The following is a 23454-nucleotide window of genomic DNA, read 5'->3' as shown; positions in this document are numbered from 1 at the left end:
ACAGGGGCCGATCCGAGAAGGCGCTCTGAGACTTTGTCCGGCGCCTCCCGTTCTCTTCTGCCGCGAGGGTTCATGCTCCGCATCGCCGCAATCGCTCTGCTCGGGTTGAGTGGGGGCCTCCACGGGATCTACACCCACCGCTGGGATTCCTGGGCCGAATCGGTTGCCGGCACCGCGGTCGACCGAATCGAGCGCGTCCCGTTGCGCGCTGGAGCTTGGGAAGGCGAGCGCATCGAGGTCGACACGCTCACACTTCCCGAGGAAATGGTCGGGCGCGCGGTGAGCGTCCGGTTCGTGAACAGAATCACCGGCTCGACGGCGACAGTGTTCCTCTCCTGCGGTCCCACCGACAGCATCGCCGCACACACCCCGCGGGTCTGTTACCCGGTGAACGGGTACCCCTGTTCCGGTACGGACCTGCGGGCCTCCCCGGCGCCGGCCGAGGACCCGGCGCCGGAATTCTGGGTATCGAACTTCACGAAACCCGACGCGCTCGCGCCGATTCACCTCCGGGTGATTTGGGCGTGGTCGGACGGGAGGGGCTGGCAGGTTCCGGGCAACCCCTTGCGGACCTTCCGTCGGTCCCCCGTGATCTATAAGTGCTACGTCGTCCGCCAGGTGATTTCCCCCGACGAACCCGTCGAGAACGATCCCGGGATGCAGTTGCTGGCCGCACTGCTCCCCGAGCTCGATGGCGTGTTGTCCGGGCGCTGAGTCAGTCCGACGAACGGGTCCGCACCGGTGCGGGCCGTTCAAGCCGTACCCCGGCCGATTCGGGTCGGGGTCGTAAGGAACGCAGAATGCGCGAGCGATTGAACATCCGAGTGTCGGTGCTGTTTCTGGCAGCGGTCCTCGTGTCCGTCGCCGGCGTCGCCCTCCTCCAGCGCTGGCAGGTGCGCCGTAACGCCCCGGGCCTCTTGGAACTCGCCGACTCGGCCGAGGCGAAAGGGCGGCGGGACCGGGCCCTGTGGCTGCTCGCTTCGTACCTCGAGCGGACCCCCGGGGACACGGCCGCGCGCGCCCGGTACGGGCTCCTGGCGGAATCCCTGGCACGGGACGAGAAGACCCTTGCGGCGGTCGCGGAGGTGTTCGAGCGTGTTCTCGCCGAGGCCCCCGACCGGGCGGACGTCAGGCTCCGCCTCGCCCGGATCTACACGAATGAAAAGCGCTTCCCCGAGGCCGCACCTCACCTGGCCGTACTCAACGCGGGCGCCGCGCCCGATGCCGAGGCCGTGTACTTGCAGGGCGTGTGCCAGGAGGTCCAGGGCAAGACCGAGGCGGCCGAACAGAGTTACCAGCGCGCGATCGAACTCGACCCGCACGTGGTCCCCCGGTACGCCCAACTTGCACTTCTGCTCCGCCGCCGCACCGAGCGCGTGAAAGACGCCGCGAACATCATTGAGCGGATGGTCGAGGCCAATCCGCTCAATGAGACGGCGTACCTTACTAGGGCAAAGTACCTCCATGAGTTCGGCAAGAAGGACGAGATTCGCAACTGCGACGAGCTCGTCGCGCGCAACCTCGATAAGGCCGTCGCGCTCGCTCCGAAGAACGGCGACGTCCGCTTCACCGCCGCCGCCGTTGCCGTTGTCGCCAACAAACACGCGCAGGCCCGCGGCCACCTCAGAACGGCGATCGACCACAACCCCGGCGACGAGCGCCTGTACTTGGCTCTCGCAGTAGTTGAAGCGAAGGACGGTAACCGCACCGAGGCCGCCGAGGTTCTGCGCCGGGCCGCGACCCGACTCCCCGGTAACCCGGAGGTGCTGTTCGCCCAGGCCGACATGGCACTACAAGCGGGGAACCTGAGCGAGGCGGAACGGGTGCTGACCGAGATCGGCCGGTGGAAGCACGCGCCCGAACGGGCCGTTGTTCTCCGGGGGCGGTTGCAAATGGCCGGGGGAGATTGGCGGGCCGCGCGGGCAACACTCGAGGCCGGCCGGCCGGCCCTCACCACCGCGCCCCGTGACCTCGCCGCCGAAGCGGACGTTCTCTTGGGCCGCTGCCACGAACGACTCGGTGAGGGGGACCTCGCGCTCGTCGCGTACCGACGGGCCCGGATCTTGGCCCCGGACCGAACGGACGCTCCCACGGGCGAAGCCCGGACCCTAATCTCGCTCAACCGATTGGGGGAGGCCGCGGACCTGTACGGGCGACTCGCGGACGCGCCGACGGCGCCCGCCGAGGTGCGGCTCATGTTCACCCGGTTGCGGGTTCTCGAGTACCTTTCGATCCCGCCCGCGGACCGCCGCCCGCGGGACCTCGAACCGACCTTTGCCCAAGCCGCCGAGCGGTCCCCGAACTCGACCGAACTTCTCCTTTTGCGGGCCGAAGTGCTCTCCGCGGACCGGAAACCTGATGAGGCGGAAGCGCTCTTGCGGAAGGCCCTCGCCGCCCCCCCGGGATCGGCCGGCGCGGGGCCACGGGCCGACATCGCGCTGCCCCTGGCCCGCCTGCTCTACCAGCACGGTAAAGCCGCCGGCGCGTGGGCGGAGATCGATACCCTCGACCGATTGGCCGGCCCCTCCATCGATTCCGCCCTGACCCGGCTCGAACTCCTCCCGCCGCCCCCCAGCGAGCGCCCCGACCCGACGGTTCCCGTCGCTGTTCAGGTGGGCGTTCGGGTCGCGATCCGGGCGCTGGCCCAAGGTACATTTCAGCTCGCGGCTCAGGTGGCCAAGCCGACCGATCGTATGGACGACCGGTGCCGCTTGGCCACCGGGTTGGCCGAAGCTCACACGCGGTGGCGCGACCTGTCCGGCGCCCAGCGGTGGTGGCGGGAGGTCGTCACGCTCCGGCCGGCGGACCTGTCGGCCCGGTTCCAGCTCTTCGAGCTCGCAGTTCAGGCGGATGATCGGGGCCAAATGGAAAAAATCGTCAGAGAGATCAACCAAGCGGTGGGTGGTCAAGACAGTGCCTTCGGGCACTACGCCGAGGCGCTCCTCCGTATTGCGCGCCCCCGCGACCAGTCCCCCGAGAGCATCCGGGAGGCGCGCCAGCACCTGAATGCCGCGACCCGGCTGCGGCCGTCGTGGGCGGCGCTTTCGACCAGCCGGGCAATCCTCGCCGAACTGGAGAAGAACCCCACCGAGGCGCTCGCCGAATACCTGCGGGCGGTCGGGCTGGGCGAACGGCGCCCCCCGATCGTCCTTCGAGCCGTTCAACTCCTGTGCGCCGATCGCCGGTACGCGGAGGCCGACGCGCTGCTTCGGAAGCTCCGTACCGGCGCGGACCCGTTTGCTCCGATCAACAAGCTGGCGGCCGAGGTGTCCCTGTTCAATCGACAACCCGAGGAGGCGGTCCAACTCGCCATCGGGGTCGTCGCGCCCGACTCCAAGCAGTACGAGGAACACCTCTGGCAGGCCGAGATCATGGACCGCGCCGGCCGGCGCGACGAGGCGGTCGGCGCGCTCCGCCGGGCCATTGAGGTCTCCGGCCCCCACGGCGCGCCGTGGGTCGCTCTGGTCAAGCTCCACGTCCGAACTGGAAAGCGAGACAAGGCGGAAGAGGTACTTGCCGAAGCGCGCGAGCACCTGAAAGATTCGGGAGAACAAGTTCTGACACTCGCGCAGTGCAACGAAGCCCTCGGCCGGATGGAAGAGGCGGGGAAAGGGTACGCCTCGGCCGCGGCCCGCCCCGGCGACGCCGCGGCGATCGGAAAATTGTTCGAGTTTCACAGTCGATCGGGAACCCTTGCAAAGGCCGTCCCCGTTCTCCGAAATGTGCTCGCGGGTTCGGCCCCCGCTCTAACGGCCACGGACGCGGCCGCGGTTCGGCGGGCGCTCGCGATCGCCCTGGCCGCGATCAACGACCCTGCCACTTTTCAGGAAGCCCTCGGATTGATCGAGCAGAACCTCGCGCTCGCACCGGAGAACCCGGACGACCTGTTGGCCAAGGCGCGCGTGTTGGGCACGCGCGCGCACCACCGCCGCGAGGCCCTTAACGTCCTCCTGCGGCTCGGCACCGGGCGCGCGCCCGGCCCGGACGAACTGTTTTTCCTCGCACAATTGTACGCCGACACCGGGGCCTGGGTGGACGCTCGGCGCGTGTTCGGTTCCCTCCTGGCGCGCGAGGGCGACAACCCGACGTACCTCCGGTCCTTCGTTGACCGGCTGTTACGAAACGGCGCAACGGACGATGCCGAGGTGTGGCTCGCCCAGCTTCAGCGGGTCGCGCCCGACGACCTCGCCACCGTGCGCCTTCAGGCCCGCGTCCTGGTCAAACGGGGCGAGTTCCGTGCCGCGGCCGCGGCCCTCAGCCGCGCGGCGCGCCCCCGAACCGCTCAGCCAATCGGCTCGGCGCCTCCCGAAGCCGAGCTCCCGAGACTCAGCGCCGCCGCTCGCGCGGCCGACGAACTCGGCGCCGAGCCCGGCGCCGGGGACGCACTCTTCCCCGTGGCTGAAACGCTCTACCGGGACGCGGCTAAGCGGGGCGCCGCGGCGGATGCGCTCGCCCTCGTCGGGTTCGTCGCCCGCCGCGGTCGAGTCGAGGAGGCCATCAAACTCGGTCGGGAGGTCGAAGAGAAGGTTGGTTCCGCCGGTGTTGCCACGGCCCTTGTGACCGCGGCCTACGGTTACTGCCCGGTTCCGTTATCGGACTCACAACTCGACGCGATCGAAGCCGAGGTGAAGGCGTGCCTCGGGCGCGCGAAGCCGTCACCGGCGTCGGCCGAACTGACCGGGCTAATGCACGCCCGCCGGGGGCGCTACGCGGAGGCCGCTCGGGAATTCCGCACGGTGGTCGCGGCGAACGAAAAAAATGCCCCGGCGATTAATAACGTTGCGTACATGCTGATCCTCGCGGGTTCCCGGAACGAGGAGGTCGGAGCACTATTGGAGAAAGCTTGGGCCGTCGACGGGCCGACGGCCGGCCTCCTCGACAGCCGCGGGATGCTACACTTGGATTCGGGGCGGACGACCGAAGCCGTTACCGACCTCGAGCAGGCCGTCGAACAGAACGCGACCGCCGCCAAGTGCCTCCACTTGGCGACCGCGTACCACCGAGCGGGTAAACCGCCGGCGGTTGTCGCCCGCGCGTTGGAGCGATCTGAATCGCTCCAAACCGACGGGAGCCTCGTGCTCCCGGCCGAGCAAAAAAAGTACAGGGAACTCGCCCAGGAGCTGAAGCCGAAGCACTGAACGGCTCGGTAAATTGTTGACCGACGGATCGCGGAGAGGCAAAAAATCGCATGTTCGATAGACCGGCAACCCGAGAACCACTCCGAGTCTTTTACGCCGCTGGCCCCGGTGACGTCATTAATACCTACCGCCACTGGCGGGAAGGGCGGGACGATCCAAATGAAACTGTCCGGACGTACTCCGGGCAGTTTCTTTCCGTCTGTCGCGACCGCGGCTGGCAGGGTTACATTGTCAGTTCACACCCACGGCAAGAGCGAATTGAGGAAGGATCTTTCCGATCGAGCACCGGCCGGACCCGTCGATCAGGACGCGCGGGGTTCGCTACCACCTCTTCAGTGCGGTGTACCTTCTGCGGCTCATGGCTTCCGCCCTCCGTTGGCGTGCGGACGTGGTGGTCGTGAGCAACGCGAACTACTGGTTTCTTCTGAGCCTTCTTCCGATTTTTGGCACCAAAGTGGTGCCGACGCCTCACTGCGTGCTTTGGCCGAAGTACCACAAGCCGAGACGAATCCGAGCTGTGATCGCGTACAGCCCCTCGGTGTTCTCGCGAACGACGATCAGATCGATCTTCTTGTAGGGCGTCTTGATGCCGGGCAGCGTGTTCACCGGGCGCGCGCTCCCGAACAGCCCCAACTTTCGACAGTGGAATCCGATGACTCCGTTACTCCCGCCCACCGAATCGCCTGCTGGAACCGGTGCCCGAACGCCCGCACCCGACGAAATCGTCTCCTGCACGCGAGATGGAGGCAGTGCCCACTCTACGGACGGGCTCTCGCTTAGAAACCGCGCACTGACCGGGGCAATTTGGGTTCTTGTAGGTCACCTCGTCTCGCAAGTTCTGCGGTTCGGCTCGAGCCTGATTCTCACCCGCCTCTTGTTCCCCGAAGCGTTCGGGTTGATGACCTTAATCACCACGTTCTTGGTCGGTCTCCATATGTTCTCGGACATCGGGATCGGGCCGAGCATCGTTCAGAATAAGCGGGGCGAGGAACCGTCGTTTCTGAATACCGCTTGGACGATTCAAATTGTTCGGGGTGTGGTTCTCTGGGCGTGTTCGTGTTTTCTTGCTTGGCCGCTTGCGGCGCTGTACGGGCTCCCCGAGGTGGCCTGGATACTCCCCGTCGCCGCGTTGACGGCCGTGGCCCAGGGATTCAATTCGACCGCCCTGTTCACGAGTAACCGCCAACTTTCATTCGGCCGCGTCACCGCTATTGAGTTAGGAACACAAGGCGCTGCGACGCTGTTAATGGTAAGTCTTGCCTGGATCTACCACTCCGTTTGGGTCCTCGTGGCTGGGAATCTGTTCGCAGCCGTGGCGAAGGCGATACTCAGTCACGCGGTATTGCGCGGGGCGCGCCACCGGTTACATTGGGACCGGGAAGCAGCAGTTTCCTTGGTCCGATTCGGCCGGTGGCTCTTCTTCGGAACCCTGCTGACGTATTTCTGCCTGTCGGCGGACCGTCTCGTGCTCGGTTACTTCATGACTAGTACCGAGTTTGGGGTATATTCGCTTGCCTTCATCCTCTCGCAAGTCGTATTTAGTATGGTTCAGCATCTGTCGGATAAGGTCGTGTTTCCGGTTTACGCTCGACTCGGGAATTGTGGCCCGGAAGAATTGAGGGCCAAGGTGTATCGCTTGCGGCGGACCGTGCTCGTGGGAGCACTACCTCCCCTTTGCGTGCTCGCAGTCGGGGGCCCGGGTATCATTAACTTGCTTTACGATACTCGCTACCAGAATGCCGGTTGGATGCTCCGCATCTTGGCCATCGGTTCGATCATTCCGATCTCCACCGCCACGCTCAGCCCGTTGATTCTCGCGCGCGGTGACTCGTTTCGGCACTTGATCGTCTTGGCCTCGCGCTTGGCTCTAACAGTGGGAGCCATGATCACCGGGGGACTGATTGCCGGGTCCGCCGGCCTGATTATAGGATATGCCTTCTCTCCTGTACTACTCTATCCCGTGTTGGTCGTAGCGGCTTTCCGACCCTACGGCGTCTGGATGCCAGTGTTGGATCTGTGCGCCGTGATCGTTCCTGTCAGCTTTATTGCTTTGGGGTTGTGGATTTTTAACTGAAATGAGTGACCTCATCCCACACACACGTGAACACACCGCCTGGCCCCGGAGGGTGACCCTCTGCGGTTCTTTTGGTTTTCACAACGCCGGTGATGAGGCCGCGCCACTGGCGGTCGCGGATCTCGCGCATTCGATCGGGGCGGACATCGGATTCGATGTTGTGGGGCGCTTCGACCGTCCCGACATGCCGGACGTGATCGGACTGGGCGCACACGACAAGGCTCGCCAGGAACGCCTCCGCGGGCAGCCCGTCCTCTTCGTAGGCGGCGGTGTGGTCGAGTCAATGCCCCACTCCGTACTCGCCCGCTGCCGCCGGCTTGTCCGCGACTCTCGGCCGGCGCGAGTCTCTCTTTTTGCTGCGGCAGTTGAAGCCGACGTAAAATACCGCATGCTGGTGCGGTGGCAAATTCGTCGAGCATTAGGAGGGATGGCTCAACTATACGTTCGGGACGTTCTATCGGCGGAGGTACTTCGTCGCCTCGTTCCCAAGCGGACTGTCACGGTGACAGGTGACGTGGTTCTTTGGATGCAGGCCGAGCCAGAACTTCCGATCCCGGTTCGGTCGATTGGCCGGTACATTGCGGTGTCCCTGGCAGATGTCTGGAAAGGAACGCCGGGTTGGTGTGACTGGCTCGCGGCTCAACTCGCCCGGATCGCCCGCCGGCTCGACGCGGCGGTGGTCTTTGTCCCCTGCTCGGCCCGATTCAGTGACGATTGCGGTGAGCACGACCGCGTCGCCGGCCAATTAGCTGCTTTGAACCCGAACATACCGGTTGTCCGCATAGGGGACGGACTCGGCCCCCGGGGGGTTGCGGCGGTCCTCGGAGGAGCGGTCTTAGCGATCGGTATGCGGTTGCACGCCTGCGTGATGGCGTATGCACAGCGGACCCCTTGCGTCGGCCTGGCCTATCATCCTAAATTAATTGGCTTTGCCCGCACTACCGGGTGCGACCACTGGTTTATACCCACTCGCACCTTGGGGAAGCAAACGGCACCTTATGGTTACACTTTCGCCGATACCGGCCTTGCAACCACCGACCTCGAGTCCGTGGCGATGGACGCCCTTGAAAATACCTCGTACGAGCGCCTCGACGAACTACGTGGTCAGCTCGTCGAAGCGTTCGTTCGGTCTATCGCGAGCTAAATTTGTCTTCGCCCACTCGTTGGTCTCACAATGAGAATTACGTTCATCTGCCCGCCGTTCGACCTCAGCGGCGGGCAACGTGTCATAGCCACCTATGCGGAACACCTCCAGCGACGGGGACACCACGTTGTCGTGTTGGCACCACCACATCGGCGACGGAGCATCCGGGAGATCGCCCGTTCGCTATACTACACCCGTCGGTGGCCGGCCTATTCGATTTCGGCTCACATAAATCAGGTCGCGGTGGAGCGCCGCACCCTCGACCGGCATCGACCCGTCACGGATAGCGATGTCCCAAACGCCGATGTCGTGATTGCGACTTGGTGGGAGACGGCCGAGTGGGTGATGGCCCTATCCCCATCAAAGGGGACAAAGGCGTACTTCCTTCAACACCACGAGGTCTTCGACTATCTTCCCGTCGCTCGGTCCGAGGCGACCTGGCGGCTACCGATACAAAAAATAGTAGTCGCTCAATGGTTGGCCGACTTGGCGCGAGATCGGTACGGTGATCCCTCGGCACAGGTCGTGCGCAATGCGGTGGACCAAGACCTGTTCCACGCAGAGCCCCGGGGCAAAAATCTGGTGCCCACCGTCGGTTTGATGTACTCGACGGCCCCTTTTAAGGGATGCGATGTCAGCCTTGAAGCGGTCCGGATAGCGTCGGCGCAACTCCCTTCGCTGCGCCTCTTGGCCTTCGGATGCTCACCCATCAACCCACGATTGCCCTTACATCCTGGCGCCGAGTACCACCTCCAACCGCCTCAACAGCGGATCCGAGAACTCTACTCGCGTTGTGATGCTTGGTTGTTCGCGAGCCGTTCGGAGGGCTTCGGCCTCCCGATCTTGGAAGCAATGGCCTGCCGCACGCCGGTGATCGGCACGCCCGCCGGCGCCGCCCCGGAACTGCTCGCAGAAGGGGGGGGGTATTTGGTTCGACCTGAAGACCCAGAAGATATGGCCGCGGCGATTGTTCGATTGTGCGGTCTCCCGGATTCGGACTGGCGGATCCTATCCGAACGTGCCCACAGCGTCGCCACGAGATACACGTGGGATGATGCAACTGACCTGTTTGAAGGGGCACTCAGAACGGCAATGGAGAAGGGTTCTTCGCTCGGAGAACTTGCCACCTCCTGATCCCGTGCCGGAACGTCGAGCCAGTTCAGACTCGTCGCTCCGGTTACGCACACCCCAAAGGGGTTATGAGCGAGTTTACACCTTACTTGGTGGTCGTTTGGTTGGTCGTGATGCTCGGGGTGTTCCCGTCCTTCACCACCCACCGGGCCATCCTCGTGGTCGTTTTGGGGGGCACGCTCTTCCTGCCCGAGTTGCGCCAGGAAGTCGCCCTGGGGCCGTTTCACTTCTCGAAGTACCACGCGATCAACTACGCGGCCCTGCTGGGAGCGTTGCTCTACGACTCGGAGCGCCTGTTCTCCGGTGCGCCGCGCTGGACCGATCTCCCGATGGTGGTCTGGTGCCTGTGCCCCCTTCCCTCGGTGCTGACCAATGCCCCCCCCCCGGACGGGAGCCCGGCGATCCGGGACGCCCTCTCCCAGACGTGGGGTCAAACTGTCAGCTTCGGCATCCCGTACTTGTTGGGCCGGGTGTATTTCTCCGACACTGCCGCGGTCCGGGATCTCGCACTCGGAATCGCGTTCGCCGCCGCCGTGTACGCTCCACTGTGCCTCTATGAGGCCCGGATGAGCCCGCAACTCCACGCCAAAGTCTATGGCTACTCCCAGCACTCCTTTGCCCAAACGATCCGGTTCGGCGGGTACCGACCAATGGTCTTCCTCCCACACGGCCTCGCCGTGGGAATGTTCATGGTGTCGGCCGCGCTGATTGCGACTTGGATGTGGTGGACGGGGACACTCCGACCGGTGATCGAGGAGGGAGAAGAGACGGGCCTGCAGAGTTACATTCCGCTCCTCCTCGTGCCGATCGCCATTCTGCTGAAGTCAACCGGGGCACTCGTCCTCGGGTTCGGTGGTGGGCTCGTCCTCTGGCTCGCGAGCGCGACCGGAGCGCGCTGGTGGTTGCTCCTGTTGGCGGTCACACCTCCGGTGTACGCGGCGGTTCGTACCACCGGTGCGTGGTCCGGCGAAGCGCTGGTCGAAAGCGTGGCGGCGAACCTCGATTCCGACCGGGCGGAATCACTCGACTTCCGGCTGACAAATGAAAACCTTCTGGTAAACAAAGCACTCGATCGCCCAACGTTCGGCTGGGGCGGGTGGGGCCGCAACCGCGTGTTCGATGAAAAGAGCGGCAAGGACCTTACGGTTACCGACGGGCTGTGGATCATCGTTCTGGGAGATCGCGGGCTGGTCGGGCTCGTCGCACTGGGTGCGGTTCTTCTCCTGCCCATCGCCCGCTTCGCGCTCCTCTTTCCCCCATCGACATGGTCGACCCGATCTCTCGCCCCCACCGCGGCCTGTGCCGTGGTCCTCACACTTTGGTCCATTGACTCATTGATGAACGCGATGGTGCTGCCCGTTTATCTGCTGCTCGCGGGTTCCCTTATGGGGTTCGCTCTTGACGCTTCCGAAGAGCCAGACGAAGCCCCTCGTGCCGGTGAACTGGTTCCCGCTGAACCTGATGATGGACGCAACTGACAATGCCCGTCCATTCGCCGGACCGATCGCGCCGGCGGTCGTGCGACTCCGAGCCGCTGGGCGGTGCCCGCGGACCGGCCCTCGGCGACCATCGGCACCCGCCGGGTGCCCGCATCCCGAGCCGCCCACCCACCACACGTCGCCCCTGGATCCACTAAGCTCCACAGCACGTCCGCCTCGATTACAACCGGGTCGACTTTTGGGGGGCCGGGGTCATGTGGGATTTGTTCCCGGTACACGGTGTTGACGAAGTTCTGAACCCCGGATCGGACTCGGCCGGTGGCCCGCGCGATGGCCCCGTTCCGCACCATATCCTCGCTCACCCGAGCAACGCGGGCACGACGGGGTCGGAATCCGAACGGGTAGTTGGTTCGCTCATCCCGTTGGGCTAAGAATGTGTCGCCATTAAGGGCCACTACCCCGCCAGAAGCGCCCACTACCAATAACCCGGATGTCTGTCGGCACTTGGCCCGAGCTTCGATGGAGCCGTTCGTGCTCAATTCACGGCGGGAAGCCAAGGCCGCGCAACTGGTGGAAATGTACGACGATTTCCGGTGTGCGCGAGGAGCTGACTCTTCACGACTTGTCCCTCCGAGAATCGCGAATGGGATTCCTGGAGAGTAGGGGCAAAGTGCGGTCAAAATGTGTGCCGAAGCATGTGAATTCCGAAAACATCCTCAATTCTCGCCTGCCACCTTTTTCAAGCGTAATATTAGAGTAAAGCCTCCTTATTCCGAAGAAACCATGCTTCGAATCGTTCTGATTGGAACCCTGTTGACGCCAGCCGTGCTCCGCGCCGATGGCGGGCCGGCGCTAACACCGGACGACGCCGGCTACACCAAGACGGTCGAACCGTTCTTCAAGGCGTACTGCAATTCGTGCCACACGGGAGAGAAGCCGAAGGGCGATTTCCGTGTGGATGCCACCGCGCTCCCGAATAACTTCCTCGATCCCGGTGCCGCGGGGAAGTGGAAGGAAATCGTCAACGTTCTCGGGAGCCACGAGATGCCGCCGAAAAAGGCGCGGCAGCCGCTCCCGGCCGAAGTGAGTGCCGTCGTCGATTGGGTGACCGGGCAAACAGTTCGGGCCGAGTTGGTCACGCGCAGCAGTTCCGTGACGTTGCGTCGGCTGAACCGTGACGAGTACCGGAACACGATTCGCGATCTCGTTGGCGTCGACTTTGATGTCAGTGGGTTCCCCCAAGACCCCGCGGCCGGTGGGTTCGACAACAACGGCGGGGCGCTCACCATGTCGCCGCTGCAAGTCGAAATGTACCTCAACGCGGCCCGCCAGATCCTCGACCGGGCCTTGGTGGAAGGCGACAAACCGAAACCGGTCAAGTGGCGGTTCAACCCGAGAGTCGGGCCTGCCGACCGCACTCGCGTGCGCCTCGACGCGAAAAACAACGCCATCGTCAATGGCGGGCAGAACACACAAGAGGGCGACTGGGTCGTGATCCACCACGAATGGTGGAACAAGTCCGTCGGGGCACGGGAGTTCCAGGTGCCGACCGCCGGCGACTACGTGATCCGCATCCACGCCGCCGGGCGGGCCCCGGGCCGCTCTGAGGTCGTGAAGACCGCTGAAACGTACCTGGCCCAGCGCCGCGATGAAGCGGACAAGAAGAACCCGAAAGGGGCACAATACAACAAACTCGCGTTCGAGCGCGACCTCGAACACTTCAAGACGGACCGGATGTACGACTACGGCCCGCCGCGGGCGAAGGTGGTCCAGCAACTCGGGCCGCAACCGCGCACCCTGGCCGAATTCGACGCGAGCGGCACGAAGGACAAACCGAGAGTTCACGAGTTCACCACCCGATTCACCACCGAGACCGCGGGCGTCAGCCTCGAATACGCGTACCGCATTCCCCGCGTTCTGGAGAACTTCTGGTTCCAGGAGAAAGACGATTTCCCCCGTCCCGAGCTGATGATCGACTGGTTCGAAATCGAGGGGCCCGTGTTCACCGCCTGGCCGCCGCCATCTCACACGGGCGTCCTGTTCGACTCGCCCACCCGCCGCACGAACGAACGCGGGTACGCGTCGGAAGCCCTGGAACGGTTCATGCGTAAAGCGTACCGCCGACCGGTGGCCCCGTCCGAAGTGGCCGCGAAAATGGCCCTCTACGACGCGGCCCGCAAAGGGGGCGCCACGTTCGTCGAGGCCATGAAGCGCCCGCTCACCGCCGTCCTGGTGTCGCCGCACTTCCTCTTTTTGGTCGAACCGGCCGGCCCGTCGGTCGGTGCGGCGCGCCCGCTGACGGACCACGAGATCGCGGCCCGCCTCTCGTACTTCCTCGGGTCGAGCGCGCCCGACGCGGACCTGACGAAACTCGCCGACGCGGGCGCCCTCCGCGACAGGGCCGAGCGCCTGAAGCAGATCGATCGGCTGCTGGCCGGTCCGCGGCGCGAAGCGTTCGTGCGAAATTTCGCGGGCCAGTGGCTGAACCTCCGCGAGGTCGGTAACAACCCGCCGGCCCCGGACCTGTACCCGCAGTACGACCGGCACCTCGAGGACTCGATCGTCAAGGAGAGCGAGGCGTTTTTCCGCACCATCCTGGACGACGACTTGGACGCGCGGAACTTCATCAAGTCCGACTTCGTCGTAATCAACGAGCGGCTCGCCCGGTTCTACGGCATCCCCGGGGTCCGGGGGGACGAGTTCCAGAAGGTGCCCGTCCCGAAGGGCGTCCACCGCGGGGGCATCGTGACGCAGGCGTCCGTACTGACGACCACCTCGAACGGCACGCGGACGTCCCCCGTCAAGCGCGGAACGTGGGTACTCAAGACGCTCCTCGGGGTGGACCCGGGGCTCCCGCTGGCGAACGTCGGTGAGATCGCCCCGAAGGTGCCCGGGATCGATAAGGCGACCGTGCGGAAGCGGCTCGAGATCCACCGCCAACTCGACCAGTGCGCCCGGTGCCACAACAAGATCGACCCGCTCGGGTTCGCGCTCGAGAACTTCAATGCAGCCGGCGAGTGGCGCGAGCAGGAGGGCTTCGGGTACAAGGGCCGGGTCGGACAGAACGACCCGAAGATCGACGCGAGTGCCCGGATGATCGACGGCACGAAGATCGTCGGGGTCGACGGGCTCCAAGCCGCGCTGCTGAAGCAAGAGGACCTGTTCTTACAGTGTCTGGCCGGCAAAGTGCTGACGTACGCGCTGGGCCGCCAACTGGGGCTCGCCGACCAACCGACCGTGAAGGCCGCCGTCGCGCACATGAAGCGGAACGGGCGCACGTTAAAATCCTTGATCCGCTTCGTCGCCACGTGCGACCCGTTCGAGACGAAATGAGACGGGCCGCGTGCGCCGCGGGTTCACCTTCCACCGGAGCCTTAATCGTGTACCAGCAGCCCTTGTCCCGGCGCACGGTCCTTCGCGCCGCCGGCGCCGCGCTGGCGCTGCCGTTCCTCGACGCCATGCTGCCGCGGCTCCAGTCGGCACCGTCCACGTTCAAGCCGTGGGCCAAATCGTCGGTCGCCGCAGTGCCTCGGATGATCTGTTGCTACGTGCCCAACGGCGTCAACATCCTCGAGTGGGTGCCAAAGGACAGCGGCGAGAAGTACACCCTTTCGCCCACGCTCGAGGCGCTCAAAGACTTCCGCTCGGACGTCACCGTCGTTTCGGGGCTCGGGCACCCCGCGGCGCAGGGCGGGCACAGTGGGGCCGACACGTGGCTCACCGCCGCGAACCTGAAGGCGAAGCCCGGGGCCGACTACACGAACGGCGTGTCGGTCGATCAGCTCGCGGCCCAGCTCCACGGCAAGCAGACCCGGTTCCCGTCGCTCCAGCTCTCCGACATGTCCGGCACCGGCGGGGCCGGGCACAGTAACACTCTCTCGTTTGACGCGAACGGTACGCCGCTCCCGGCCGAGAACTCGCCCCGGCGCCTGTTCGATCGACTATTCGTTCCCGATACCGTTGGGGACCGGGCCGCAGCGCTAAAACGGCACGCCGAGCGGCGGTCGATCCTCGACGACGTCGCGGCCGAGTCCGCCGCGCTCAACGGCAAGTTGGGGGCAACGGACCGGCGGAAGCTGGACGAGTACCTGAGCAGCGTCCGGTCCACCGAGAAACAGGTCGAGCGGATGCAGAGCTGGGTGGACCGGCCGAAACCGAACGTCAAAGATACCGGGTTGCAACTCGGCAGCAAACCGATGGACGGCCACGACCGCCCCATGTGGCTCGACGTCATGCTGGAGCTGTCGTACCTCGCGTTCGTGACGGACGTGACGCGGGTCGTGACGTTCGAGTGGAGCCGCGAGGCGAGCGGGTACGGCGGGAGCGGGGAGAACCACCACGAGTTGTCGCACCACGGGGGGGACGCGGGGATGCTCAGCAAACTCGCGGCCATCGACCGCTTCCACCTGTCGAAACTCGGGCGGTTCTTGGGCCTGATGAAGGCCACCCCCGAGGGGGACGGCACGGTGCTCGACCGCACCGTGGTCGTGTACGGGTCGGGGATGAACAGCGGGGCCGGCGGAGAGCACTCGCCCAAGAACTTGCCGCTCCTCGTGGCCGGCGGGCGAAAACTCGGGCTGAAACTCGGTTCCCATTTGGCCCACAACCCGACCAAGTCCCCTCCCCTTTCGAGCGTCCTGCTGTCGGTGGCGCAAAAGATGGGAGTCGAAACCGACAAGTTCGCCGACAGCGCCGGTACACTCACCGGGTTAGTGTGACACCCGAGGCCGGCCCCCCGGTGCTCCTGCCGGGCAAGAATTTATTGAGTTCGTGACACCGTGGGTTTTCGTGATATTCTTTCTGGGTTCCGCTCTTCGGGAGCGTTCCTTTCGGAGCGAGATTCCGAAGAGTCTTTCGCAAGAGACGAGCCGCGTACCAGACACCGGGCTCCCGGGTAAGAACCCGGTGTAGTGAGATCCAGAACCGGATCGACCGGTTCGCTATTAGTCCAAACATAAAATCCAAGATGCAACAACACTTGCGACGGACGGTACGGTACGACTTGCCCCGAATCGGGTGGGGCGTATGAGCGCGGTGCGAATCATCATTGTCAACTACAGGACCGCCGGACTGACCGTAGATTGTCTCCGCTCGCTGGCCCCCGAGGTCAAAACTCTCGCCGACTGCCGCGTCGTCGTTGTCGACGGCGGGTCGGGGGACGGGTCCGCCGAACGCTTGGCGGCTACCGTGCGCGACGAGGGCTGGGGGGGCTGGGTCGAGGTGCTCCCCCTTCTCGAAAATCGCGGGTTCGCGGCCGGAAACAACGCGGCCCTGCGGCCCCTGCTCACAACCGCCCGCCCCGCGGATTATTTCTTGCTTCTCAACCCCGATACGGTCGTCCGCCCGGGCGCGGTTCGGGCGCTCGTCGATTTCATGGACGCGCACCCGACGGTCGGGATCGCCGGGAGCCGGCTCGAGGAGCCGGACGGAACCCCCCAGCGGTCCGCGTTCCGGTTCCACACCGTCGCGAGCGAATTCGAAGCGGGGGCACAAATCGGCCCCATCTCCCGCCTGTTGAGCTCCCGTCTCGTGGCCCCTCCGACCCGGGACGAGAACCATCCCACGGACTGGGTCGCTGGTGCCAGCGCGATCGTCCGGCGGGACGTGTTTGCCGCGGTCGGGTTGTTGGACGAGGGGTATTTCCTCTACTACGAGGAGACCGATTTCTGCCTCCGGGCGCGGCGGGCGGGCTGGCGGTGCTGGTACGTACCGGCGAGTCGGGTCGTCCACTTGGTCGGCCAGAGCTCCGGGGTCACGAACCCGAAGGATCCCCCGAAACGTGTCCCGCGGTACTGGTTCGACGCCCGGTCCCGTTACTTCCGCAAGAACTACGGCCTTCTGTACGCGGGGATGGCGAGCGCGGCGTGGCTGATGGGCTTCGCGCTACGGCGCCTTCGCGCGAGCGTCCAAAGCAAGCCCGATCTGACACCCGCTTACTTCGTCGGGGACTTTATCCGGTTCAACTTCTTACCCGTCTGAGTCGCGAGGAGGACACTTTGCCCCCGACACCGTCGCCTCCGAGCCCGGCCCTGCCGCACGGAAACAAAAACGAGAACCCGACCGGTATTGGTTTTCTCGGCCTGCTCGCCGAGGATTTCCGCACTCACGATCGCAACCTGTTCGAGCAAGGGTTCTGGGCCGTTGCCGTTCATCGGTTCGGGAACTGGCGGATGGGGGTTCCGCGGCCGTTTCGTCCCCCGTTCACGCTCGCCTACCGTTTCCTGTTCAAGTGGGTCGAGTGGACCTGCGGGATCACGCTGCCGTACACCACCAAGCTCGGGCGGCGGGTCCGGATCTGGCACCATAGCGGGATGATCCTCCACGCGCGATCGATCGGTGATGACGTCCATATTCGGCACAACACCACCTTCGGGGTCGCGCGGCGCGGCGAGAACTTGGACATCCCGGTAATCGAGGACCGGGTCGATATCGGGTGCGGCGTTTGTGTGCTCGGGGGCGTGCGGGTGGGTTGCGACAGCGTCATTGGGGCGAACGCAGTGGTTCTCACCGATGTCCCCCCGAGCGCCGTGGCGGTCGGGATCCCGGCCCGAGTGGTGCGCACCGACCGGGTGCCGGCGGGCACCACCGAACTCCAACAGAGCGGCGCCCTGATGACCGGCGCCCCGGACCCTGCGGTGTGACCTTGCCCGAGCCCCGTCCGCGCCTGAGTGGGGCGCGAGGGCGTTGAATCAGTCGGTCTTCATTTATGGTCAAACTTGGCGTCGTGATCATCGGGCGGAACGAGGGGGAGCGCCTCGTCCGCTGTATCAAGTCCGTGCTCGGGACGGCCGGGGCGGTCGTGTACGTGGATTCCGGCTCGGTCGACGGCAGCGTCGACGCCGCGCGCGTGCTGGGCGCGGACGTCGTACTCCTCGACACGTCCGTCGCGTTCACCGCGGCCCGCGCGCGGAACGCGGGTCTTGCCCGCCTTACGGAGACACACCCGGAAGTGGAGAGCGTCCAATTCGTGGACGGCGACTGCGAGGTAGCAGCGGACTGGATCGAGACCGCGCAGCGGGAACTGGACAAGCGGCCGGACGCGGCCGTGGTGTGCGGCCGGCGCCGCGAACGGTTCCCCGACCGCTCGATATACAACCGCCTGTGCGACGTGGAGTGGGACACGCCGGTCGGAGAGGCGTCCGCCTGCGGCGGGGACGCGCTGATGCGGGTTGCCCCGCTCCGGCAGGTCGGCGGGTTCCGCGGTGCGCTGATCGCCGGCGAGGAGCCGGAGTTGTGCGCCCGACTGCGGGGCGCGGGCTGGAGGGTGGTCCGTCTGGGTGCGGAGATGACCACCCACGACGCCGCCATGACCCGGTTCGGGCAGTGGTGGCGGCGGACGGTCCGGGCCGGGTACGCCTACGCCGAGGTGTCCCGACTCCACGGCTCCAATCCAGACCGCATGTGGGTTCGTGAGTTCCGAAGTAACTGGTTCTGGGGCCTGCTCCTACCACTGGTCGTGCTCAGTGTAGCACCCTTCTTCCCCGCCGCCGGTCTCCTCGCCCTCGGGTACGTCGTTCTGGGGGCGCGCGTCTACCGCGGGCGTCGGCGGCGCGGGGACGCGCCGCCCGCCGCACGGCTCTACGCCGTCTTCTGCGCGCTCGGCAAATTTCCACTCGCGCTCGGACAGGCACGGTACTACCGCGACCGGGTGCTGGGGCGCCCCCAAACGCTGATCGAGTATAAGGGAGCCCAAATGACCGCGGGTCCGCTCTGTGTCGCCTACCTTGTCAACCAGTACCCTCACGTCAGTCACAGCTTCATCCGGCGGGAGATACGGGCCGCGGAAGAAGACGGCTTGCGGGTGCTCCGGGTCTCCATCCGCCGCCCCTCGGTCACTCTGGTCGACAAGGGGGACCAGGAGGAGCAGTGGCAAACACAGGTGCTCCTCGACCGAGGGCTCTTGGGGTTAGCCGCAGCGTGCGCGTGGACCGCCGGTACGCGGCCGGTCCGGTGGGTCCGGGCGGCGGTGCTCGCCTGGCGCTTGGGCCGGCGCTCCGGGCGCCGCCTCCGGGCGGCTGTTTACCTCGCGGAGGCGTGTCTACTGGTTCGGTGGCTCCGCCGGGGGGGCGCGGAACACCTGCACGCGCACTTCGGCACCAACCCGACAGACGTTGCCGTTCTCGCCCGCGTGCTGGGCGGCCCGCCGTTCAGCTTCACCGTCCACGGACCCGAAGAGTTCGACCGGCCCGAAGCACTGTCTCTGGGGGACAAGATCGCGCGGGCGGCGTTCGTAGTCGCGGTCAGTTCGTTCGGACGGAGCCAGCTCTTTCGCTGGTGCCGCCCGAACGACTGGCCCCGGGTGCGGGTCGTCCGCTGCGGGGTCGACGCCGCGTTTCTGGACGGGGGGCCGATCCCGCCGACCGCCGAGCCGCGGCTCGTGTGTGTCGGCCGACTGGCCGAACAGAAGGGGCAATTGGTGCTGGTCGATGCCGCGGCCCGCCTCGCTAAGAGCGGTGTCGATTTTCAGTTGGTGCTGGCCGGCGACGGCCCGATGCGCCCCCAGATCGAGTCGGCGATCGCGGCCCACGGCCTGGGTGACCGGGTGCGCATCACCGGGTGGCTCAGCAACGACGCGGTGCGGGCGGAGATGGTGGCCGCTCGGTTGGTCGTGCTGCCGAGTTTCGCCGAGGGGCTCCCGGTGGTTTTGATGGAAGCCCTGGCCCTCGGCCGACCGGTGGTGACCACCTACGTCGCGGGCATCCCGGAACTGGTTCGGAACGGGGCAAACGGTTGGCTCGTTCCGGCCGGCGATCCCGTCGCCCTGGCCGAAGCGCTGGCGGAAGGATTGCGGACCGGAACGGCCCGTTTGGAAGACATGGGACGAGCCGGCGTCGAGGCCGTTCGCGCCGCCCACGACATCCGGCGGGAGGCCTCAAAGTTGGTCGAACTGTTCACGGAGACAAGCGGCCGAACCCCGGCCGCGCGTCCCGATAGTGTGGTTGCGACCGCTGGGGGGAAATAATGGGCTGGCTCGAACCGGTCGCCTGGGTCGTCGTCGTCGTCCTCGCGGTCCCGCTGATCGTGCTGGCCGTTGAGTGCTTCGCGGCCGTCCGCCGGGTGCGCCCCGCCCCGCTACCGGACGCATCCGCCCGTCCGCGGTGCGCGGTCCTCATCCCCGCCCACAACGAGGAACTGGTGATCGCCCGCACGCTGCTGGACATCAGCGCCCAACTCCGACCCGGTGACCGGGTCGTCGTCGTGGCCGACAACTGCACCGACGGGACCGCCGCGATCGCCCGCGCGCACGGGGTCGAGGTGGCGGAGCGAACCGACCCGACGCGCCGGGGTAAGGGGTACGCGCTGGCCTTCGGCCGCGACGCCTTGAGCGCTGATCCCCCAGAGGTCGTCGTCGTCATCGACGCGGACTGCACCGCGGGCGACCAAACTCTTCACCGACTCGTGGCCGAAGCGCGCGCCCGCCGGCGGCCGGTTCAGGGGAGCTACCTGATGGTCGCTCCCCCACAAGCCGGCCCGAACCGACAGGTCGCCGCGTTCGCCTTCCTGGTAAAGAATTTCGCCCGACCGCTCGGGCTCCGCCGCCTCGGTCAGGGGTGCCTGCTGATGGGCACCGGCATGGCGTTCCCGTGGGACGTGTTCAAGGGCGCGCCGCTCGCCCACGGTCACATTGTTGAGGATCTCGGACTGACCGTCGATCTGGCACTACTCGGTCTGGCGCCGGTGTTCGCGCCCGATGCCGAGGTCCGCGGAGAGTTCCCCATCGACGACCGGGCCGCGGGAGTGCAACGGCGGCGGTGGGAGCACGGGCACCTCCGGGTGATGCTCGCCGGCATCCCACAACTCCTGGCGACGGCGGTGTTCCGCCGTCGGTTGGGTCTCGTGGCGCTCGCCTTGGACGTCGGGGTACCGCCGCTCTCGGCGCTGGTGCTCACGGTCGGTGCGGTGCTCGCGATCCTGGGAATCTGGGCCGCCCTCGGGGGGCCATGGGCGCCGGTGGCGGCGCTCGGTGGCGCCGGGCTCTTCGCGGGCGTGGCCCTGGCCACAGTGTGGTGGAGATACGGCCGGGGCGTACTGCCCGCGAAGTCTTTGCTCCGCGTCCCGCTCTACGCGGCGCGGAAGATCCCACTCTACCTAAGATTCCTCGTCAAGCCGCAGCGGGACTGGGTCCGCACGGCGCGGGATCAACCGCACGACAAGACCTGACCCCTGTTCCCGATCACAGCGAACGCGGTCAACAAACGACCCACCGTACCTCAATCCAGTTGGTACGGGCTGTTCGGGTCTTTCTCGTGGCGGATCTCGTCGACGGGTTCCTGTTTAAGCCACCCGGCGTAGAGTCGGTTCGCGCCGTTGAACACCCACCCGTCCTTGTCGCCGACGTTCTTGTAGGCGTGGACCACCCCGGGGGGCACGATGAGCGCGAACGGAGCGTTCTCGCCCACTTCGCGCACCTCCTTCGCACCGAACGTGGGCGAACCCGTGCGCGCGTCCCACAGGTACACCCGGAACGCGGACGGCCCGGTGAAACAGAAGTAATCGGCCTGATCGATGTGCTCGTGCGGCCCGCGCGCGACGCCCGGCTTGGTCATCGACACGTAGGCCATGACCGGGTGGAATTGGGGCGGCACGAGGTCGTTGCGGAACAGTTCGACGAGCCACCCGCGCGGGTCCGTGAAGAACTTCAGCGGGATCCACGCGACGTCGTGGATCGGGCCGCGCTCGACGTACTTCGGCAGGGGAACGTTCATGCACTGGTCCCGTACTGGTTCACGATTCGTGTATGGTAGTCTGGTTTACGGGCGCCGGTAGCCGTCGGCGATGAGGGCCTGAATTCGCGGTTGGGCGGGCCGGCGCTCGGCGGGCACGGGGCGCCGGGGCCGGGGTCAAGATCGGGGCGAACGCGGTGCCCCTCACCGACGTCCCGCCGGGGCGACCATCGGCGTGCCGGTACGGGTTCTGCGGCACACAACGGAACCGGCGCGGCCGTGATCGAACCCCCGCAACCGGTCCCTGTCAACCCGGCCCTCACGAACCTGCCCCGACGCTCTCAGATGGGCATTTGCACCCGGAATGGACCTCCGTCATGGACGCGATCGAAGCCTTTACCCGAGCGCACGGATCGGCCCTGCGATGGATCATTGTCGCGGCTTGGGTCGCTGCGAGTCTGGGCGCGTTCCGTCTGTCGTTGGACAAGCGTTGCTCCGCCCGCGAGGGGTGGCTCGTGGTCGCGATCTTGTGCCTCGGGTTCGCTCTGGAGACGGCTCACCCCCTGCGCTTTGCGCTCACGGGCTGGCTCCGGGAGGAACTCCGGACCTTGGGCGGGGATGAGGCCGTGCGGAATCGGCGCCCGCTCCAACTCGTGGTGATTGCCAGTGTGATTGTTCCCCTCTTGGTGCTGGTGACCGTTCGGATCGTGCGAACCGAGGGCATCTCGCGCCCGGGGAAGATCGGGTTGTTGGGGGCAGGAATCGGGTCGACCGGCCTCGTCCTTGAAACGATTTCCTGGCACTACCTCGATCAAAATTACTTTTATCGGGCCCTCCGGTTCGCGGGATTGGGGTTGGTGCTTTATGGTGTTGGAAGCGGGTTGATGCGCACCCGGTCGCGGCTCTCTTTACAAACCCCTCGCTGGGTAAGGCCTATGACTGTCTCGGATCCGTTGCCCGCGCAGGTCCCGGTTTGGGTGTGGGGAGTGCCGTTCGTCCCCTGGACCCTTTCGCGGACGGTCGATGAGGTCGAGCGCCTGATCGGGGCCGGAGGCGCGCGGTACTTCATGACGGTCAACCTGCACACCGCGATGCTGGTGTCCGAAGACCCCGCCGTGCGCGCGGCGGTGGACGGGGCGGCCTTCGTGGTCGCGGACGGGATGCCCCTGGTGTGGGCCTCGCGCGTCCGCGGCCCCCGGCTCCCTGAGCGGGTGACCGGGGCCGACCTGTTCCCGGCGCTGTGCGCGCGGGCCGCGCAAAAGGGGTACCGGGTGTTCTTCCTGGGGGGGCCGCCCGGGGTCGGCGCGGCCGCGGCCGAGAACCTATCGGCCCGGTTCCCCGGGCTCCAGGTGGTCGGCACCGAGTCGCCCCCGTACCGCCCCCTGACCGCGCGGGAGGAGGGCGAACTGTTGGACCGGGTCCGGGGCGCGCGCCCGCACCTCGTGTTCGTCTCGTTCAGCCAACCCAAGGGCGAACTCTGGACCCACCAGAACAGTTCCGCCCTCAGCGGGGCTGTCTGCGTGAACATCGGTGCCGCCCTGGACTTCGCGGCCGGTCGAATTCGCCGCGCGCCGCGGTGGATGCAGCGGACGGGGCTGGAGTGGATGTACCGGCTCGCGCGCGAGCCGCGCCGGCTCTTTACCCGGTACGCCCGCAATGCCGCGTTCGTCGCCCGCATGCTCCTGACCGAGCTCACGAACCGGAACCGGCGGCGCAATCGCCCCGACACGTGAGTGAACGTTCTCCGTGCCACCGGTTCTGTCGCGGAAGTGCCGATCCCAGTAGGCGCGTTGAGGCACAGTGGGACCGGCGCAGAACGTGTCACATTCAGTTTCGTGCGCCACCACGTGCACCCGAACGGACG

15 protein-coding genes and 1 pseudogene are annotated in these 23454 nt (G+C 66.2%); 14 read left to right on the top strand and 2 right to left on the bottom strand.

The window, feature by feature from the left end:
• The first annotated feature begins 72 nt into the window (after positions 1 to 72).
• Positions 73 to 714 carry a hypothetical protein gene (locus tag J8F10_RS32985; protein WP_210661082.1) on the top strand — a complete coding sequence of 214 codons (642 nt, stop codon included), beginning with the start codon at positions 73 to 75 and terminating at the stop codon, positions 712 to 714.
• A gap of 86 nt (positions 715 to 800) precedes the next feature.
• The gene (locus J8F10_RS32980) at positions 801 to 5138 is read left to right on the top strand and encodes a tetratricopeptide repeat protein (RefSeq protein WP_210661080.1); all 4338 of its coding nucleotides are present in this window, start codon (positions 801 to 803) and stop codon (positions 5136 to 5138) included.
• Positions 5139 to 5606: 468 nt separating this feature from the next.
• Here J8F10_RS32980 and J8F10_RS40465 read toward each other — a convergent pair whose 3' ends face one another.
• On the bottom strand, positions 5607 to 5744 hold the full coding sequence (locus J8F10_RS40465; protein WP_315854205.1) for a hypothetical protein: 138 nt from the start codon (positions 5742 to 5744) through the stop codon (positions 5607 to 5609).
• On the opposite strand from J8F10_RS40465, the gene J8F10_RS32970 reads away from it, so the two are divergent.
• From J8F10_RS32970 to J8F10_RS32920, 11 genes and pseudogenes are all read left to right on the top strand, one after another.
• A complete protein-coding gene (locus J8F10_RS32970; protein WP_315854204.1) occupies positions 5725 to 7212 on the top strand; it encodes an oligosaccharide flippase family protein in 1488 nt (495 codons plus the stop codon). The two genes, J8F10_RS40465 and J8F10_RS32970, sit on opposite strands and share 20 nt — an antisense overlap.
• A gap of 1 nt (position 7213) precedes the next feature.
• Positions 7214 to 8356 (top strand): polysaccharide pyruvyl transferase family protein, encoded by a 1143-nt coding sequence (locus J8F10_RS32965; protein WP_210661076.1) that lies wholly within the window; start codon positions 7214 to 7216, stop codon positions 8354 to 8356.
• Positions 8357 to 8386: 30 nt separating this feature from the next.
• On the top strand, positions 8387 to 9490 hold the full coding sequence (locus J8F10_RS32960) for a glycosyltransferase family 4 protein (protein ID WP_210661074.1): 1104 nt from the start codon (positions 8387 to 8389) through the stop codon (positions 9488 to 9490).
• Positions 9491 to 9555: 65 nt separating this feature from the next.
• Positions 9556 to 10965, top strand: coding sequence for a hypothetical protein (locus tag J8F10_RS32955; protein ID WP_210661072.1), 1410 nt, complete (start codon positions 9556 to 9558; stop codon positions 10963 to 10965).
• 744 nt (positions 10966 to 11709) lie between these two features.
• Positions 11710 to 14259 carry a DUF1592 domain-containing protein gene (locus J8F10_RS32950; protein WP_210661070.1) on the top strand — a complete coding sequence of 850 codons (2550 nt, stop codon included), beginning with the start codon at positions 11710 to 11712 and terminating at the stop codon, positions 14257 to 14259.
• Between the two features lie 47 nt (positions 14260 to 14306).
• Positions 14307 to 15644, top strand: coding sequence for a DUF1552 domain-containing protein (locus J8F10_RS32945; RefSeq protein ID WP_210661068.1), 1338 nt, complete (start codon positions 14307 to 14309; stop codon positions 15642 to 15644).
• Positions 15645 to 15951: 307 nt separating this feature from the next.
• Complete coding sequence (locus J8F10_RS32940) at positions 15952 to 16905, top strand: glycosyltransferase family 2 protein (protein ID WP_210661066.1); 954 nt, start codon at positions 15952 to 15954, stop codon at positions 16903 to 16905.
• A 17-nt stretch (positions 16906 to 16922) separates the two neighbouring features.
• Positions 16923 to 17567 carry a serine O-acetyltransferase gene (locus J8F10_RS32935; RefSeq protein WP_210661065.1) on the top strand — a complete coding sequence of 215 codons (645 nt, stop codon included), beginning with the start codon at positions 16923 to 16925 and terminating at the stop codon, positions 17565 to 17567.
• Positions 17568 to 17632: 65 nt separating this feature from the next.
• Positions 17633 to 18001: pseudogene (locus J8F10_RS41160) on the top strand (glycosyltransferase family 2 protein); the annotation flags it as partial.
• 618 nt (positions 18002 to 18619) lie between these two features.
• Positions 18620 to 19888 (top strand): glycosyltransferase family 4 protein, encoded by a 1269-nt coding sequence (locus tag J8F10_RS41155; protein WP_210662288.1) that lies wholly within the window; start codon positions 18620 to 18622, stop codon positions 19886 to 19888.
• Positions 19888 to 21087 (top strand): glycosyltransferase family 2 protein, encoded by a 1200-nt coding sequence (locus tag J8F10_RS32920; protein ID WP_210661063.1) that lies wholly within the window; start codon positions 19888 to 19890, stop codon positions 21085 to 21087. Before J8F10_RS41155 ends, J8F10_RS32920 begins: the two co-directional genes overlap by 1 nt.
• Positions 21088 to 21137: 50 nt before the next feature.
• Here the strand turns inward: J8F10_RS32920 and J8F10_RS32915 are convergent, their stop codons facing one another.
• Positions 21138 to 21632, bottom strand: a complete 495-nt coding sequence (locus J8F10_RS32915; protein ID WP_210661061.1) for a dTDP-4-dehydrorhamnose 3,5-epimerase family protein — start codon at positions 21630 to 21632, stop codon at positions 21138 to 21140.
• 335 nt (positions 21633 to 21967) lie between these two features.
• Between J8F10_RS32915 and J8F10_RS32910 the strand changes: the two genes are divergently transcribed.
• Positions 21968 to 23323: a WecB/TagA/CpsF family glycosyltransferase gene (locus tag J8F10_RS32910; protein ID WP_210661059.1), complete on the top strand. Its 1356-nt coding sequence runs from the start codon at positions 21968 to 21970 to the stop codon at positions 23321 to 23323.
• The last annotated feature ends 131 nt before the right edge of the window (positions 23324 to 23454 follow it).

This window comes from Gemmata palustris, from assembly GCF_017939745.1.
Classification (GTDB): Bacteria; Planctomycetota; Planctomycetia; order Gemmatales; family Gemmataceae; genus Gemmata; species Gemmata palustris.
Note: the sequence above shows the minus strand (reverse complement) of the source record. Positions and strands in the feature narration are given on the sequence as shown.